Genomic DNA, 14,996 nt, shown 5'->3' on the forward strand with positions numbered 1-14,996 from the left:
AGGGGCCTGCCGCTGGTTCAGCGGCAGGCCCCTTCGCGATGTCCGAGGACGTCAGCTGATCTTCGCGTAGCCGTAGTTGATGAGCTTCTTCACGTCGTCCGTGCGGCTGGCCGCCGACGGGGCCGTCAGGACGGCGCCCATGACGGACTCGCCGTTCTTCGTGGCGGCGAAGACGAGGCAGTACTTGGAGTCGGTGCCCGAGCCGGTCTTGATGCCGAGCGTGCCGTTCCAGCCGAGCAGGGTGTTGGTGTTCGTCCAGGCAGCCATGGTGCGGGTGCTGCCGGTCTTCGTGATCGTCTTGGCCGTGTACGACTTGGTCTTCACGACGGACTTGAAGGTCGAGCTCTTCATCACGTTGCGGGCGAGCAGCGTGAGGTCCTTCGGCGTCGAGGCGTTCGCACCATTGCTTATGCCGTCGAACGAGTCGAACTTCGTGTTCGTCATGCCGAGGTTCTTGGCCGTGGTGTTCATCTTGGCGATGAACGACTTGGTGCGCGCGGAGACCGTCGAGCCCGAACCGAACTTGTCGGCCAGGGCCATCGCGGCGTCACAGCCGGACGGCAGCATCATCCCGTAGAGCAGCTGACGGACGGTCACCTTGTCGCCGACGATCAGGTGGGCGGACGAGGCGCCCTTGGAGACGATGTAGTCGCTGTACGCCTTCTTGATCGTGACCTTGGCGTCCAGGTTCAGGTTCGACTGCGACAGCACGACCTTCGCGGTCATGATCTTCGTGGTGGAAGCGGTGAGCCGCTTCGTGTTCGGCGCCTTGCTGTAGAGGGTCGAGCCGGTCGCGCTGTTCATCAGGAATCCGCCCTTGGCGGTGATGGTCGGCGCGGTGAGCGCCTGCGCGGGTGCCGCGGTGAGAGCTCCGGTGGCGAGCACTGCGCCGGTCGTGATCGCGACGGCTGCGGCTCTGCGGACGCGGAGGCCCTTGGTGGCGGTAATCAACTGAAATACCCCGAATACGTCGAATGCCCCTGAGTGCGGCCGAGTTGAAAGGGGAAGAAAGTGGGGCCGCACATGTGTGACACGTAAGTAGCACACAAGGTTGTGCCCCGGCTGGGGCGGGTGTGACTTTCGTCGGTAAGAGTTCCTCCTGGGTCCGCATGCTGGGACGGGATTCATCATGCGTACGTGTTGTATCTAAGCTGTGGGCATGACTCTGGCCGTGAAGCAGCCCCCCGCCGCCGACCGCGTCTACACCCACGTCAAGCAGGGTGTACTGGACCGCCGTTACGAGGGCGGGAGCCTGCTGACCGAGGGTGAGCTCGCCGAGGCCACCGGAGTGTCGCGCACTCCGGTGCGGGAGGCACTGCTGCGCCTCGAGGTCGAGGGGCTGATCAAGCTTTACCCGAAAAAGGGGGCGCTCGTCCTGCCCGTCTCCGCGCAGGAGATCGCCGACGTCGTCGAGACCCGGCAGCTCGTCGAGGGGCACGCCGCCCGCAAGGCCGTCCCCGCCTCCCCGCAGCTCATCGCCCGCCTGGAGGAACTGCTGGCGCGGCAGAAGGAGCAGGCCGCCGCCGGGGATCTGGCCGGCGCCGCCGTCACCGACCGCTGTTTCCACGCCGAGATCGTCCGCAGCGGCGGCAACGAGATCCTCAGCCGGCTCTACGACCAACTCCGCGATCGCCAGCTCAGGATGGGCGTCGCCGTCATGCACGCCCACCCGGACCGCATCACCAAGACCCTCAGCGAGCACGAGCAGATCCTCCAGGCACTGCGCTCCGGCGACGCGGAGGCGGTCGTGGGCCTGATTCACGGGCACGTCGAGTGGTTCTCCCACCTCGCCCGGGGTGAGGTGCGATGAGCAGGTCCACTCTTCCGGGTGACCCTCCGGGCGGCCGGCGCGCGATGGCCGTGTGGGGCATCGGCGTCTCCGTCTACTTCGTCGCGGTCATCTTCCGTACGTCCCTCGGGGTCGCCGGCCTTGACGCGGCCGAGCGCTTCCATGTCAACGCCTCGGCCCTGTCGACCTTCTCGATCCTCCAGCTGCTGGTCTACGCCGGGATGCAGATACCGGTCGGTCTGCTCGTGGACCGGCTCGGCACCAAGAAGGTGCTGACGCTCGGCGTGGTGCTCTTCACGGCCGGGCAGCTCGGCTTCGCGTTCTCACCGTCGTACGGCACCGCCCTCGCCTCGCGCGCCCTGCTCGGCTGCGGCGACGCGATGACCTTCATCAGCGTGCTGCGGCTGGGCACCCGCTGGTTCCCGGCCCGGCGCGGACCGCTGGTCGCGCAACTTGCCGGACTCGCCGGCATGGCGGGCAACCTGGTCTCCACCCTGGTCCTGGCCCGGCTGCTGCACGGCGTCGGCTGGACGGCCGCCTTCGCGGGCAGCTCGCTGGCCGGTGTGGTGGTGCTGGTCCTGCTGCTGCTCTTCCTCAAGGACCACCCCGAGGGACAGGAGCCCGAGCCCTTCCCGCACCAGGGAGCGGCCTACGTACGACGCCAGATCGCCGCCTCCTGGCGGGAACCCGGCACCCGGCTCGGCCTGTGGGTGCACTTCACGACGCAGTTCCCGGCGATGGTGTTCCTGCTGCTGTGGGGCCTGCCGTTCCTCGTCGAGGCGCAGGGCCTGTCCCGGGCGGTGGCGGGCGAACTGCTCACCCTGGTCGTGCTGTCCAACATGGTCGTCGGTCTGGTCTACGGCCAGGTCGTCGCCCGGCACCATGGGGCGCGGCTGCCGCTCGCGCTCGGGACCGTGGGGGCGACGGCGCTGCTGTGGGCGGCCACGCTGGCCTACCCGGGCGAGCGGGCGCCGATGTGGCTGCTGATCGTGCTGTGTGTGGTGCTCGGCTCGTGCGGACCGGCGTCGATGCTCGGCTTCGACTTCGCGCGGCCAGCGAACCCGCCGGAGCGGCAGGGCACCGCGTCCGGCATCACGAACATGGGCGGGTTCGTCGCCTCGATGACCACCCTGTTCGCCGTCGGTGTGCTCCTGGACGCGACCGGCGACAACTACACCGTGGCCTTCTCCTCCGTCTTCGTGCTCCAGGCGCTCGGCGTCAGCCAGATCCTGCGGCTGCGCGGACGGGCGGCCCGGCGGGAGCGGGAGCGGCTGGTGGCCAGCCGCGTGGAGACGGTCCACGTGCCCGCCTGAACGGACGTCGGCACGCGGCCGGGGCACCCCTTCCGGGTCGGGCCCCGTCGCCCGCTACCGCGTCACCGTGAAGTTCCGCAGGATCGCCGACGTCAGCTCCGGGTCGCCCTCCGCCTTCACCCGGTCCGCCACCGCGTCCGCGCTCACGCGGCCGCAGGCCAGGCGGAAGTACGTCTCCCAGTCGAGGCTGAGGGCAGCGGCCGGCCCGAGAGCGGGGACGGTCTCCAGGGTGCCGCGGCCCTGGATGTCGACGCGGATGGTGCGCAGGAACTCGATCGGACCGTGGACGTCGAACACGACCGCCGAACTGCGGGGCGCCTCGGCCTTGACGGCCACGACGTCGGGGAGCGCGGCGAGCAGGACGTCACGGGCGATGTGCGCGCCGGGGGAGTCCAGGTTGCCGGGCCGGCCCAGGGCGGTGCGCAGGTCCTGCTCGTGCACCCAGACGTCGAAGGCGTGCTGGCGCATGGAGTCCGCGAGGGTCAGTTCGGTTCCGAGCGGGCCGCGCACCTTCGTGCCGGGGTCGCGGGACTCGTTCCGCAGCTGGCGGTTGCGGCGGATGATGACGTACTCCAGCTCGGAGGTCATCTCCGGTGCCGTGTGGTGACGGCGGACGTCGACCTGCATCTCCATGTACCGCTGGTGTTCGTTGGTGACGTGGAAGAGGTCGCGGGGGAGGGAGTGGATGGGGCGCGGGTCGCCCAGCATCTCGCAGTCCAGGCCGATGACATGAGACACCACATCCCTCACCGACCAGCCGGGGCAGGGGGTGCGGCGGTTCCACTCTCCCTCCACGAGGGGGTTCACCAGCTCGGATATCGCGTCGATGGAGTCGGTCCAGGCGTCGGCGTAGGGCTGGAGGGTGGGATGCAGACTCACGGAACGGGACCCCTCGGCGGTCGGAGCACGGGCTGGTGATGGCGTCGTTGCCAGTGGAGGTGGTGGCTGTCGGCGGGTGTCTTGAGACGCTAAGTTACGCTGCTGTGAGGCACCCCGGCAGTGCTTTCGTGTGACGATCGTAGGCCCGTAAGGGACGGCTCGAATGCCAGGACGGTGGTAGTGTGCGCGCCTCTTTGATCCAGATCGCCGTGGATGAGGGCGAATCGGTCGAATCGCGTCGGCGTCGCGTGGCGGCACTGGTACGGGATCAGGCCGGAGCCGACCTCGTCGTACTGCCGGAGCTGTGGACCACCGGGGCGTTCGCCTTCGAGGAGTTCGAGAGCGAGGCCGAGCCCCTGGAAGGGCCCACCCACGAAGTCATGGCGAAGGCGGCGAGCGAGACGGGCGTGTGGCTGCACGCGGGCTCGATCCCCGAGCGGACCCCGGACGGCACCCTCTACAACACCTCCCTCCTCTTCTCCCCCTCCGGTGACCTGGCCGCCTCCTACCGCAAGATCCACCGATTCGGCTTCGACAAGGGCGAGGCCGTGCTGATGGGCCGGGGCGAGGACCTGGTGACGGTCCGTCTGCCGCAGACGACCCTGGGCGTGGCCACCTGTTACGACCTCCGTTTCCCCGAACTCTTCCGCGGTCTCGTCGACGCGGGCGCCGAGACCCTGGTGATCCCGGCGGGCTGGCCGGAGCGCCGCCGGGGGCACTGGACGCTGCTGGCCCGGGCACGGGCGGTCGAGAACCAGGCGTTCGTGCTCGCTTGTGGAACGGCCGGGACGCACGCGCGAGTTCCGCAGGCCGGTCACTCGATCGTGGTGGATCCCTGGGGCGAGGTCCTCGCGGAGGCGGGCGCCGGCGAGGAGGTCCTCACGGTGGAGTTCGACCCCGGCAAGGTGGCCGTGACCAGGGAGCAGTTCCCGGCCCTGAAGGACCGGGTGCTCTGACCCCGGGTCGCCGCGCCAGCCGTTCTCCCCCAGCCGTCCTGTCTCAGTCGTCCTCCCGGTTCTTCTCGGCGAGGTGGATCACGCACACCGCCACCGCGATGAGCAGCGCCGGATCCGCGTCGTCCCGGACGATGTCGACGCCGTAGGTCTCGCGGACGTGCAACCACCGGCGCGAGACCACCGCGAGCAGCTCACCGTCGTACTCGACGGCGAACTCCCGGTCGAGGATCTTGCCGCTGACGTCGAGTTCGGTACGGCCGTCGGCGAGCGCCACCCGGTAGTGGTTGCGCAGCAGCGACAGGCGTTTCCGCCTGATCGTCGCCAGCGGCTCGCCGTCCCGCTCGATCACCATCGTGTCGCGCAGGGCGAACATCTTCTGGTGGATGTCGATCAGGACCCGCCCCTGGGTGTCCTTCAACTCGAAGGCGTCCCGGACCCGCATGGCCTTGCCGTCGACGAGGAACACCTTGTTGCCCTGGTCGTCCTCGATCCAGTAGTCGTCACCGAAGCCGAGGAGCCGGTCGCGTACGAGGAATCTCATGCCGTCATCGCTTCCCCGGCGCCCGCTCCGAAACGCCGCCGATAGGCCGACGGACTGAGTCCCGTCTCGCGGCGCACGCGCGCGCGGAGGTTCGCGGCCGTCCCCAGACCGCTCCGCGCGGCCACCATGTCCAGTCGCTCCTCCCCGAGCTCGATGAGCCGGCACGCCAGCGCCACACGTTCCCCCGTCAGCCAGGCCAGCGGAGTCGTGCCGAGCTGGGCCTGGAAGCGGCGGTGCAGGGTGGCGGGGGAGACGGCCGCGCGGGCCGCCAGGTCGGCGACGGTCAGCGGCTCCCCCAGCCGTTCCTGCGCCCACGCGAGCAGCGGGCCCAGCGACTCGTCCCGTACGTCGGGCACGGGCCGCTCCACGAACTGCCGCTGCCCGCCGTCGCGGTGGGCGGCGAAGACGAGCCTGCGGGACACCGCGTTCGCGACCTCGGCGCCATGGTCGCGCCGCACGACGTACAGCCCGAGATCCAGCGCGGCCGCGCTGCCCGCCGCCGTCAGCACGTCGCCCTCGTCCACGAACAGCACGTCCGGCTCCAGCCGCACCCGGGGATGCAGCTCGCGGAAGGCGTCGGCCCACATCCAGTGCGTGGTGGCCCGCCGCCCGTCCAGCAGCCCGGCCTCGGCGAGCGCGAAGCTGCCGGTGCACAGGCTGATCACCCGGGCGCCACGCGTGTGCGTGCGGCGGATCGCCTCCCGTACGGCCGCTCCGCGCGGGACGACATTGTCCGGCCGCCCGGGCACCACGAGGGTGTCGGCGTCGTCCACGGCATCCAGCCCGGGCACCCCGGTCAGCGTGAAGAAGCCGTGATTCATCCGGACCTCGGGGGCCGGCGTGCACAGGGTCACCTCGTACAGCGGCCCCGGCCGCCCCAGTTCGGGCCGCGGCAGCCCGAACAGCTCGGTGGCGACGCCCACTTCGAAGGGGTTGGTGCCCTCGTCGACGATCACGGCGACCCGGTGCGGACGAGGGACAGGCTGAGAGGATCCTTGCGGCATACGCGATTTCTAGCACTCGTACGCCGTCCCGGCCGTCCCGCACGATGACGCCATGGCAACCGAACCCGTCTCCCTGCCCGCCGCCCTGGCCTCCTTCACCGAGCAGTGGAGCCCCCGCATAGTCACCGCCGTCAACGACTACGACGTCCGCGTCATGCACGTCGAGGGCGAGCACCTCTGGCACGTGCACGACGACACCGACGAGTTCTTCCTGGTCCTCGACGGCGAACTGCACATCTCCCTGCGCGAGCCGGCCGGAGAGCGCACGGTCGTCCTGCCGAGGCTGTCCGTCTTCACCGTCCCGCGGGGCGTCGAGCACAAGCCGTACGCCCCCGTCCCGACCGACATCCTGCTGCTCGAACCGACCGGCACCTCCACGGTCGGCGACCGCCACGACGAGGTCCCGGCCCACGTGGACGTGACGACGGGCCGCGCGCTGGGCTGACTGTCGGTGCCGGGTGGCACCCTTGATCCATGACCGATTCCGCACCCCGCCGCGTCCGTGTCCGCGCCCCCGCGCTGATCGGCGAGGGCGGCTGGCTGAACACGGGCGGGAAGCCGTACACCCTCGCCGACCTGCGGGGTCGCATCGTCATCCTCGACTTCTGGACCTTTTGCTGCATCAACTGCCTGCATGTCCTCGACGAGCTGCGTGAACTGGAGGAGAAGCACTCCGAGACCGTCGTCGTGATAGGTGTGCACTCGCCGAAGTTCGCGCACGAGGCGGAGCACGCGGCGGTGGCGGACGCGGTCGAGCGGTACGGCGTCGGGCATCCCGTCCTCGACGACCCCGAGCTCGCGACCTGGAAGCAGTACGCGGTCCGGGCCTGGCCGACGCTCGTCGTGATCGACCCGGAAGGGTATGTGGTCGCGCAGCATGCCGGCGAGGGGCATGTGCACGCGATCGAGCGGCTGGTGACGGAGCTGGAGGCCGAGCACGGCGCGAAGGGCACACTGCGGCGCGGCGAGGGGCCGTACGTGGCGCCCGAGCCCGGGCCGACCACCCTGCGCTTCCCGGGCAAGGCGCTCCTGCTGCCGTCCGGGCACCTCCTGGTCAGCGACACCACCCGGCACCAGCTGGTGGAGTTCGCCGCGGACGGCGAGAGCGTCGTACGCCGGATCGGATCCGGCGCGCGCGGTTTCACCGACGGTACGGCGGAGACGGCCGGGTTCAGCGAACCCCAGGGGCTCGCTCTCCTGGACGACGGCTCCGTGGTCGTCGCCGACACCGTCAACCACGCCCTGCGCCGCCTGGACCTCGGCACCGGCGAGGTCACCACCCTGGCCGGCACCGGCCGTCAGTGGTGGCGGGGCTCCCCCACCGCCGGCCCCGCGCGCGAGACCGACCTGTCCTCCCCGTGGGACGTGGCCGTGTGGAACGGCCTGGTGTGGATCGCGATGGCCGGCGTCCACCAGCTGTGGGCGTACGACCCGGGGGACGACACCGTCGCGGCCGTCGCCGGCACCACCAACGAGGGCCTGGTCGACGGGCCGGGTGCCGAGGCCTGGTTCGCCCAGCCCTCCGGCCTCGCCGTGTCACCGGACGGCGCGCGCCTGTGGCTCGCCGACTCCGAGACCTCCGCCCTGCGCTGGGTCAACCTCGACGGAGCCGTCCACACCGCCGTCGGCACCGGCCTCTTCGACTTCGGGCACCGCGACGGAGCCGCCGGACAGGCCCTGCTCCAGCACCCCCTGGGTGTCACCGCGCTGCCCGACGGCTCGGTCGCGGTCAGCGACACCTACAACCACGCCCTGCGCCGCTACGACCCCGCCACCGGCGAGGTCACCACCCTCGCCACGGATCTGCGGGAGCCGAGCGACGCGGTCGTCGTCGGCGGGGACATCGTCGTCGTGGAGTCCGCCCGGCACCGCCTGACCCGCCTGCGCCTGCCCGAAGTGGCGGTGCGAGTGGAGCCGGTGGCTCACCGCACCCGGCGCGCGGCCACCGAAGTGGCTCCGGGCAGGATCCGGTTGGACGTGGTCTTCCAGGCCCCGGCGGGCCAGAAGCTCGACACGAGGTACGGCCCGTCGACCCGCCTCCTGGTCTCCGCCACCCCGCCCGAGCTGCTGAAGGACGGCGAGGGTGCGGGAACAGACCTCTCCCGCACCCTCGACCTGGACCCCGCGATCGAGCAGGGCGTGCTGCACATCTCGGCCATGGCCGCGTCCTGCGACGACGATTCGGCGAACGCGTACCCGGCCTGTCACGTCCACCAGCAGGACTGGGGAGTCCCGGTCCGCCTGACGCCGACAGGCACGGACCGGCTTGCGCTGATCCTCGCCGGGATGGACGAACGTCCTTAGGTGTGCCGTCCCCGCCTGCGCGGGACCAGCTTGACCACCGCGACGCCCGCCGCCACCAGCGTCGTCGCGGCCACCACCATCGCCATGCTGTTCAGCCACAGGCCGGTCGCGGCCAGCGTGGCGCCTCCGGCCCCGGTCGTGCCGGCACCGATCACTCTTCCGTACATGCGCTGTTCTCCTATGAGGGATACACAAAAGGGGTAGACAAAGGGGTGGAAATCCGGGAGTTACGTCGCGACCCACTTCTCCTCGCTGCGGCGCAACAGGCCCCACAGCGAGGAGAAGTAGACGGCGTGCTGGAAAAGGTCGTAGAGCATCTCCGGCACCATCAGCGCCGCCACCAGCACGGCACGCGGGCCCGCCCTGCGCACGGAGACCGTCTTCTCGACCACGAAGACGAGCCCGATCGCGGTCCAGAAGGGCGAGAAGCCGGGCCAGCCGTACAGCGTGGTGTAGGTGACCATGTAGGTCAGGTAGACCAGGAAGGACAGCGCGCCGAAGCCCATGAGGAGCTGCTGCATGAAGTAGCGGGCGGTGACGCGGGTCCAGCCGTAGTCGCGCAGGTTCTCCAGGGCGCCGCGCTGCCACCGCAGCCGTTGGTGCCACAGCTTGCCCAGGGTGGGCATGACCTCGGTGGTGACCGCGCAGCCGGCCGGGGACATGGCCCGGTAGCCGAGGGTCTTGACCGCCTTGGTCATCTCGTCGTCCTCGGTGAGCGAGGCGAGGCTGTAGTAGGCGTGGCCGCCGCCGAGCACTCCGTCGCGGCGGGCGGCGCGCACCTCGCGCAGGACGCGGGCGCGGAACATGGTGCCGGTGCCGGTGAGCACCTGGGCCTTGCCGCCGGTGCGCTCCAGCTCCCAGGCGTAGCGGTGGAACTCCATGCGCTGGAGGAGTCCGAGCAGACCGCCGCCGTCCTCGCCGTAGAAGACCCCGCCGACGGCGCCGACCTTGCGGTTGAAGGTGCCGATGGCCGTCTCGCTGAACCAGGGGTTGAGCACGGTGTCGGCGTCCTGCACCAACAAGAGGTCACGCTCGTCGAGATGGGGCAGCACCCAGGCGATGGCCTGGTTGAGGGCGCCGGCCTTCTTGTGCGTGTTGCCCTGGGTGGCGAACACCTGGGCGCCGTGCGCGACGGCGATCTCGGCGGTGGCGTCGGTGCAGTTGTCGGCCACGACGACGATCAGGTCGGGGCGCCGGGTCTGCCGCCACAGGCCCTGGATCGCCTCGGCGATGCGGTCCTGTTCGTTGTGGGCCGGTATCAGCGCCACCAGGCGCGTCGGGCCCTCGAGCTCGTCGGGGGCGGCGTGGGCGCGGCGGGCGGCGTGCCGGTGGGGGCGCGACGGCCCCGGATCGGGCGCCACGCGTGTCGTCGTGGAGTGGAGCACGGGGAGCCCCCCGGGGGTGCTGGTGGTTCACGCCCGGTACTGCAGACCCCCCGGGCTCTCAAGGATCCCGAGTCTTCACTCTTTTCACACAAGTAGACAAGTGGATACCGATCACGAATTGCTCACGGTTACGTATGAATCCGACTTACCCACCGTGTCCGTTACACGCCGTATCCGTCGGAGTACCCGTCCCGGCGCTCCTCCACGACCGTCGACGTGGTGGGTGGTACCACCACGCGCCGCCGCCGGGCGATGCTGCTGAATGTAGTCACGCCGATCAGTCCCACGATCATCAGGATCACACCGACCAGGTCGAGGTTGACCCCCTGCATGTGCCAGTCGGTGGCGAACGTGAGGATTGCTCCCACGGCGATGAGGATGATGCACCCGCCGAGGCCCATGAGTGTCGCCTCCCTGTCCGGTCCGGTCGTTCCGGTCCGGACTTGCGGGTACCCCCACTTCCCTCGAACTACCCCTCCAGGAACGCCACCAGAGCGTTCGCCAGCAGATGCGGGTCGTCCGCGCCGCACAACTCGCGGACACTGTGCATCGACAGGATCGCCACACCGATGTCGACGGTCTTGATGCCGTGCCGGGCCGCGGTGATCGGGCCGATCGTCGTGCCGCAGGGCATGGAGTTGTTGGAGACGAAGGACTGGAAGGGCACGTCGGCCCGCTCGCAGGCGGCGGCCCACACGGCACGTCCCGAACCGTCCGTGGCGTAGCGGTTGTTGACGTTGACCTTGAGGATCGGGCCGCCGTTGACGCGCGGGTGGTGCGTCGGGTCGTGCCGCTCCGCGTAGTTGGGGTGCACGGCGTGCCCGGTGTCGGAGGACAGACAGACCGTCGCCGCGAAGGCCCGCGCCCGGTCCTCGTAGGACCCGCCGCGCGCGAACACCGAGCGCTCCAGGATCCCGCCGAGCAGCGGCCCGTCCGCGCCGGTGTCCGACTGCGAACCGTTCTCCTCGTGGTCGAAGGCGGCGAGGACGGGGAGGTACGGCAGCTCACCGGAGGAGACCGCGGTCAGGGCGGCCACTCCCGCGTGCACGGACAGCAGGTTGTCCATCCGCGGCCCGGCCAGCAGTTCCTTGTCCCGGCCCAGGTAGGCGGGTGCCTCCACGGAGTGCGTCATCAGGTCCCAGCCGGTCACCTCGCCCGCGTCGAGCCCCAGTTCCTCTTCCAGGAAGGCGATCAGGTCGCCGTCGCGCACGTCGTCGCCAAGACCCCAGATGGGCTGCAGGTGCCGCTGCTTGTCGAGCTTGAGGCCGTCCGACGACACCGCGCGGTCCAGGTGGATGGCGAGCTGCGGCACTCTCAGCAGCGGCCGGTCCACGTTCACCAGCCGCGTCGAACCGTCCCGCAGCGTCAGCCGGCCGGCCAGGCCCAGGTCACGGTCCAGCCAGGAGTTCATCAGGGGACCGCCGTAGATCTCCACGGCGACCTGGCGCCAGCCGTGCGCCCCGCTGTCCGGCAGCGGCTTGACCCGCAGGTTCGGGGAGTCGGTGTGCGCGCCGACGATGCGGTACGGCGTGTGGGGCGCCGCGTTCTCGGGGACGTACCAGGCGATGATCGCGCCGCCGCGCAGCACGTACTTGCCGCCGCTCGACCCGTCCCAGGCGTCCGTCTCCGAGACCTGGCGGAAGCCGGCCTTCTCCAGCCGCTCGGCGGCGTTCGCCACCGCGTGGTACGGCGTGGGGCTCGCCGCCAGGAAGGACATCAGGTCGTCGGTGTGGCCGCGGTCGAAGCGGTGGGGTGCGCTCATGGCAGCCACCCTAAGGTGCCGTGCAGCCGTGTCGAGCCGCGGTTCTGTGAAGGAACACGGTGCCGCCGCGCGCGACTTGATCGGAAGGCGGCGGGCAGGCGGCGTACGCCGCGCGTGATGCGGCCCGGCCATCAGGGGCGTGTCGGCGATGCCCACGGCGCCGCTTGTGTCACACCCGGCCCGGAGATTTTCTCCGGGTACGAAAACGGCGGCGGCCCGCTCCCCACGAGGGGAACGGGCCGCCGCCACTGCGGGCCGGAGTCGGATCAGAACGCGGCCTCGTCCAGCTCCATCAAGTCCAGCTCGACGCCCTCGGCGACCTTGCGGGCCAGGGTCACGCCCGGCAGGACGTTGGCCGCGAAGAACTTCGCCGCCGCGATCTTGCCGGTGTAGAAGGGCTTGTCCTTCGCGGAGGCCGTCTCCAGCTTCTCGGCGGCGATCGCCGCGCCCTTGAGGAGCAGGTAGCCGACGACGACGTCACCGGAGGCCATCAGCAGGCGGGTGGTGTTGAGGCCCACCTTGTAGATGTTCTTGACGTCCTGCTCGGTGGCCGCGAGGTCGGTCAGCATCAGACCGACGATCGCCTCCAGCTCGACGGCCGCCTTGGCCAGGTGCTCACGGGCGCCCGCGAGCTCCTCGCCGCCGGTGCCGAGCGCCAGGAACTTCTTGATGTCCTCGGCGAGGGAGTTCAGGGCCGCGCCCTGGTTGCGGACGATCTTCCGGAAGAAGAAGTCCTGGCCCTGGATCGCGGTGGTGCCCTCGTACAGGGTGTCGATCTTGGCGTCGCGGATGTACTGCTCGATCGGGTACTCCTGCAGGAAGCCGGAGCCGCCGAAGGTCTGCAGCGACTGGGCGAGCTGCTCGTAGCCCTTCTCGGAGCCGTAGCCCTTGACGATCGGCAGGAGCAGGTCGTTCAGCGCGTGCTCGGTCTTGGTGTCCTCGCCCGCGGCCTCCTTGACGGCGATCGCGTCCTGGATCGAGGCGGTGTAGAGGACCAGCGCGCGCATGCCCTCGGCGTACGCCTTCTGCGTGATCAGCGCACGGCGCACGTCGGGGTGGTGGGTGATGGTGACCTTGGGCGCGGTCTTGTCCATGAAGTTCGCCAGGTCGGGGCCCTGGACGCGCTCCTTGGCGTATTCCAGCGCGTTCAGGTAGCCCGTCGACAGCGTGGAGATCGCCTTCGTGCCGACCATCATCCGCGCGAACTCGATGATCCGGAACATCTGACGGATGCCGTCGTGCTTGTCACCGATCAGCCAGCCCTTGGCGGGGTGCCGGTCACCGAAGGTCATCTCGCAGGTGTTGGAGGCCTTCAGGCCCATCTTGTGCTCGACGTTCGTCGCGTACACGCCGTTGCGCTCGCCCAGCTCGCCGGTCTCGAAGTCGAACAGGTACTTCGGGACGAGGAAGAGGGACAGCCCCTTGGTGCCCGGCCCGGCACCTTCCGGCCGCGCGAGCACGTAGTGAAGGATGTTCTCCTCCATGTCGTGCTCACCGGAGGTGATGAACCTCTTGACGCCCTCGATGTGCCAGGAGCCGTCCTCCTGCTGGACCGCCTTGGTGCGCCCGGCGCCGACGTCGGAGCCCGCGTCGGGCTCGGTCAGCACCATGGTCGAGCCCCAGGTCCGCTCCACGGCGATCTGGGCGATCTTCTTCTGGACCTCGTTGCCCTCGTCGAAGAGGATCCCGGCGAACGCCGGGCCGGAGGAGTACATCCACACGGCCGGGTTCGCGCCGAGGATCAGCTCGGCGTACGACCAGATCAGGGACGGCGGAGCCGTCGTGCCGCCGATCTCCTCGGGCAGGCCGAGGCGCCAGTACTCGGAGTCCATGAAGGCCTTGTAGCTCTTCTTGAAGGACGCCGGGACCGGCGCGGTGTTCGTCTCGGGGTCGAAGACCGGCGGGTTGCGGTCGGCGTCCGTGAAGGACTCCGCCAGCTCGTTCTCCGAGAGACGGGTCAGCTCCTCGAGGATGCTCTTCGCGGTCTCTACGTCCATCTCGGCGAAGGGCCCGGTGCCGTACAGCTTGTCGCGCCCGAGTACTTCGAAGAGGTTGAACTCGATGTCGCGCAGATTCGACTTGTAGTGCCCCATGGCGACGGCTCCGTAAAGAGTTCGGCGAGGCACCTGGTTCCTCGCGCTAGTACACATACCAACAAGTAGCTCCGATGATGCTACCCGTCGGTAATAAGTCGCAACCCCGATCAGTCCATCTGTGACGGTTCACACCGCGATGGTCAGCGTGGCGGTGTACCCCTCCTCCACGCTCCCCTTCACCGCCGCGAGCTGCTGGTCGTGACCGTCCCTGAAGACGCTGTCCGACTCCAGGGAGAGCCGGCCCAGGTTGTCCACGCTGCTCTCGTAGCCCTCGGTGGCGTACACGGTGTCGCAGACGTCCTTCGGGAGCGCGAGCTGCGAGGTGCTCGTGATCGCGGTGGCGCTCGTCGCGTCCCGGAGACTGCCGTAGACCTCGAAGTGGATGTGCGGCCAACGGCCGGGGTAGCAGCCCGGGAAGACGCTGGTGAACGTCACCCGGCCCTGCTCGTCGGTCTCCTGGACGCCGCGCAGATAGTTCTCGTCGGTGACGCCGTCGGTGTAGAGGGAGTAGCCGCCCTCCCGGTCGCAGTGCCAGACGTAGACCGCGGCGCCCTTCCTCGGGGTCCCGCAGCCCGAGTCGGCGTCCACGACGGTGAGCGTCAAGGTCAGGGGTACGCCCTCGGCGGTGCCGCCCGCGGAGTCGCCGAAGCTGCCGGTGATGTCGCTGCGGACGACCCCGCTCTCCTTCAGGACATTCACACCGTTCGAGCCGTCGCCGGGGTAGGGGCCCGCGGTCTCCTCGGGAACGGTGACGCAGTCCCCGGAGGTGCCCTCGGCGGAAGATGAGGCGTCCTCGGCGGACGGGGTGTCCTCGGCGGTGCAGCCCACCAGAGCCGCCAGCCCGGCCCCCGCGCCTGCTCCCGCCAGCAGCCGGATCATCCGCCGGCGGGCGAGCACGGGAAGGTCGTAGGAGAGTCCTCGGTCGTGCTCGTGGACCTCTTCGTCGTCATGTCTGCGCATGAACCGA

General features: G+C 69.9%; 15 protein-coding genes. 5 read left to right on the forward strand and 10 right to left on the reverse strand.

Annotated features, from left to right (window positions below; translation table 11 throughout):
- Positions 1-51 precede the first annotated feature (51 nt).
- A complete protein-coding gene (locus ACZ39I_RS21385; protein WP_467245914.1) occupies positions 52-951 on the reverse strand; it encodes a D-alanyl-D-alanine carboxypeptidase family protein in 900 nt (299 codons plus the stop codon).
- Positions 952-1,159: 208 nt separating this feature from the next.
- Here ACZ39I_RS21385 and ACZ39I_RS21390 point away from each other — a divergent pair, with 208 nt between their 5' ends.
- A complete protein-coding gene (locus tag ACZ39I_RS21390) occupies positions 1,160-1,810 on the forward strand; it encodes a GntR family transcriptional regulator (protein ID WP_352387316.1) in 651 nt (216 codons plus the stop codon).
- Positions 1,807-3,102 (forward strand): MFS transporter, encoded by a 1,296-nt coding sequence (locus ACZ39I_RS21395; protein WP_467245915.1) that lies wholly within the window; start codon positions 1,807-1,809, stop codon positions 3,100-3,102. The genes ACZ39I_RS21390 and ACZ39I_RS21395 overlap by 4 nt, the downstream gene beginning before the upstream one ends.
- A 54-nt stretch (positions 3,103-3,156) precedes the next feature.
- On the opposite strand, the gene ACZ39I_RS21400 is transcribed toward ACZ39I_RS21395, so the two are convergent.
- A complete protein-coding gene (locus ACZ39I_RS21400) occupies positions 3,157-3,981 on the reverse strand; it encodes a maleylpyruvate isomerase family mycothiol-dependent enzyme (RefSeq protein WP_467245916.1) in 825 nt (274 codons plus the stop codon).
- A gap of 182 nt (positions 3,982-4,163) precedes the next feature.
- Here ACZ39I_RS21400 and ACZ39I_RS21405 point away from each other — a divergent pair, with 182 nt between their 5' ends.
- Positions 4,164-4,937, forward strand: a complete 774-nt coding sequence (locus ACZ39I_RS21405; protein ID WP_403656438.1) for a carbon-nitrogen family hydrolase — start codon at positions 4,164-4,166, stop codon at positions 4,935-4,937.
- Positions 4,938-4,980: 43 nt separating this feature from the next.
- Here ACZ39I_RS21405 and ACZ39I_RS21410 read toward each other — a convergent pair whose 3' ends face one another.
- Positions 4,981-5,478, reverse strand: coding sequence for an LURP-one-related/scramblase family protein (locus tag ACZ39I_RS21410; RefSeq protein WP_467245917.1), 498 nt, complete (start codon positions 5,476-5,478; stop codon positions 4,981-4,983).
- Entirely contained in the window at positions 5,475-6,482 is a 1,008-nt protein-coding gene (locus ACZ39I_RS21415; protein WP_467245919.1) for a GlxA family transcriptional regulator, read from the reverse strand. The genes ACZ39I_RS21410 and ACZ39I_RS21415 overlap by 4 nt, the downstream gene beginning before the upstream one ends.
- 52 nt (positions 6,483-6,534) lie before the next feature.
- Here ACZ39I_RS21415 and ACZ39I_RS21420 point away from each other — a divergent pair, with 52 nt between their 5' ends.
- Entirely contained in the window at positions 6,535-6,927 is a 393-nt protein-coding gene (locus tag ACZ39I_RS21420; protein ID WP_467245921.1) for a cupin domain-containing protein, read from the forward strand.
- Positions 6,928-6,956: 29 nt separating this feature from the next.
- Entirely contained in the window at positions 6,957-8,786 is a 1,830-nt protein-coding gene (locus ACZ39I_RS21425; RefSeq protein ID WP_467245923.1) for an NHL domain-containing thioredoxin family protein, read from the forward strand.
- Here the strand turns inward: ACZ39I_RS21425 and ACZ39I_RS21430 are convergent.
- The 6 genes from ACZ39I_RS21430 to ACZ39I_RS21455 form a co-directional block, all read right to left on the reverse strand.
- Positions 8,783-8,953: a hypothetical protein gene (locus ACZ39I_RS21430; protein ID WP_352387330.1), complete on the reverse strand. Its 171-nt coding sequence runs from the start codon at positions 8,951-8,953 to the stop codon at positions 8,783-8,785. The genes ACZ39I_RS21425 and ACZ39I_RS21430 overlap by 4 nt on opposite strands.
- A gap of 60 nt (positions 8,954-9,013) precedes the next feature.
- Positions 9,014-10,054 (reverse strand): glycosyltransferase family 2 protein, encoded by a 1,041-nt coding sequence (locus ACZ39I_RS21435; RefSeq protein WP_467246258.1) that lies wholly within the window; start codon positions 10,052-10,054, stop codon positions 9,014-9,016.
- Between the two features lie 278 nt (positions 10,055-10,332).
- Entirely contained in the window at positions 10,333-10,572 is a 240-nt protein-coding gene (locus ACZ39I_RS21440) for a DUF6458 family protein (protein ID WP_020119420.1), read from the reverse strand.
- Between the two features lie 68 nt (positions 10,573-10,640).
- Positions 10,641-11,933, reverse strand: a complete 1,293-nt coding sequence (locus tag ACZ39I_RS21445; RefSeq protein ID WP_467245925.1) for a M18 family aminopeptidase — start codon at positions 11,931-11,933, stop codon at positions 10,641-10,643.
- A 266-nt stretch (positions 11,934-12,199) separates the two neighbouring features.
- Complete coding sequence (locus ACZ39I_RS21450; RefSeq protein ID WP_467245927.1) at positions 12,200-14,026, reverse strand: acyl-CoA dehydrogenase; 1,827 nt, start codon at positions 14,024-14,026, stop codon at positions 12,200-12,202.
- A 129-nt stretch (positions 14,027-14,155) separates the two neighbouring features.
- A complete protein-coding gene (locus ACZ39I_RS21455; protein ID WP_467245928.1) occupies positions 14,156-14,989 on the reverse strand; it encodes an intradiol ring-cleavage dioxygenase in 834 nt (277 codons plus the stop codon).
- Positions 14,990-14,996: the final 7 nt, after the last annotated feature.

The organism is Streptomyces sp. NPDC024687 (assembly GCF_055559055.1).

Coding starts and splice junctions, on each gene's coding strand:
- ACZ39I_RS21390 (WP_352387316.1), top strand. CDS start 1,160: ATGACTCTGGCCGTGAAGCAGCCCCCCGCCGCCGACCGCGTCTACACC.
- ACZ39I_RS21395 (WP_467245915.1), top strand. CDS start 1,807: ATGAGCAGGTCCACTCTTCCGGGTGACCCTCCGGGCGGCCGGCGCGCG.
- ACZ39I_RS21410 (WP_467245917.1), bottom strand. CDS start 5,478: ATGAGATTCCTCGTACGCGACCGGCTCCTCGGCTTCGGTGACGACTAC.
- ACZ39I_RS21415 (WP_467245919.1), bottom strand. CDS start 6,482: ATGCCGCAAGGATCCTCTCAGCCTGTCCCTCGTCCGCACCGGGTCGCC.
- ACZ39I_RS21420 (WP_467245921.1), top strand. CDS start 6,535: ATGGCAACCGAACCCGTCTCCCTGCCCGCCGCCCTGGCCTCCTTCACC.
- ACZ39I_RS21425 (WP_467245923.1), top strand. CDS start 6,957: ATGACCGATTCCGCACCCCGCCGCGTCCGTGTCCGCGCCCCCGCGCTG.
- ACZ39I_RS21430 (WP_352387330.1), bottom strand. CDS start 8,953: ATGTACGGAAGAGTGATCGGTGCCGGCACGACCGGGGCCGGAGGCGCC.
- ACZ39I_RS21440 (WP_020119420.1), bottom strand. CDS start 10,572: ATGGGCCTCGGCGGGTGCATCATCCTCATCGCCGTGGGAGCAATCCTC.
- ACZ39I_RS21445 (WP_467245925.1), bottom strand. CDS start 11,933: ATGAGCGCACCCCACCGCTTCGACCGCGGCCACACCGACGACCTGATG.
- ACZ39I_RS21450 (WP_467245927.1), bottom strand. CDS start 14,026: ATGGGGCACTACAAGTCGAATCTGCGCGACATCGAGTTCAACCTCTTC.
- ACZ39I_RS21455 (WP_467245928.1), bottom strand. CDS start 14,989: ATGCGCAGACATGACGACGAAGAGGTCCACGAGCACGACCGAGGACTC.